Here is a 777-nt window from a genome sequence, read left to right on the forward strand (position 1 = left end):
TGGCCGCAGAGGCCCTGTCGGATTCCATGGCGACGACGAATTGCTCGACCATATAGTCGCCTGCATCCAACGTTCTCCCTTCACTGGCGAAGGCTGCCGGAAAGTGTGGGCCAAGTTGCGCTTTGATGGGATCAGGACTTCCCCTCAGCGAACGCTTCGGCTCATGCGGGAGAATAACCTGCTTGCCGTGCGCAACCCTGGAAGACCTCACGGCCCCAAAGCGCATGACGGGACGATCAAGACAGAGCGGGTGGATGAGATGTGGGGCACAGACATGACCACGACGATGACCGCACGGGAAGGCAACGCATCGATCTTCCTGGCGGTGGATCACTGTTCTTTGGAGTGTGTCGGCATCCACGCCGCCAAGTGCGGGACGCGTTTTGAAGCCCTGGAGCCGATTCGCCAGGGCGTGCGCCACAGCTTTGGCGCCTTTGGCCCCGCAGTGGCTGAAGGCCTGACTCTGCGGCACGACAACGGCAGTCAGTACGTTTCCAGGGTGTTTCAAGAGGAAATTTCCTGTCTGGGTATTCAGAGTTCGCCATCCTTTGTCAGAGAGCCCCAAGGCAACGGCATCGCGGAGCGGTTCGTTCGGGCCTTGAAGGAGAACCTGCTCTGGATTCGGCGGTTCGACACTGTGGAGGAACTCCGCCTCGCCCTCTTGGAATTCAAGGACACGTACAACCGGGAATGGATCATTGGACGCCACGACTACAAGACTCCGTCAGCGGTGCGGGCCATCCAGAAAGAGGCCGTGAACATCGCGGCTTGATCAAC

1 protein-coding gene is annotated in these 777 nt (G+C 59.5%); it reads left to right on the forward strand.

Annotation, left to right across the window (positions count from 1 at the left end; translation table 11 throughout):
- Positions 1-772 (forward strand): integrase core domain-containing protein (locus EII23_RS12125; protein WP_148091277.1); only part of this gene is annotated, 772 nt, incomplete at its 5' end.
- Between the last annotated feature and the right edge of the window lie 5 nt (positions 773-777).

Source organism: Desulfovibrio sp. OH1186_COT-070, from assembly GCF_003860215.1.
Taxonomy (GTDB): Bacteria; Desulfobacterota; Desulfovibrionia; order Desulfovibrionales; family Desulfovibrionaceae; genus Desulfovibrio.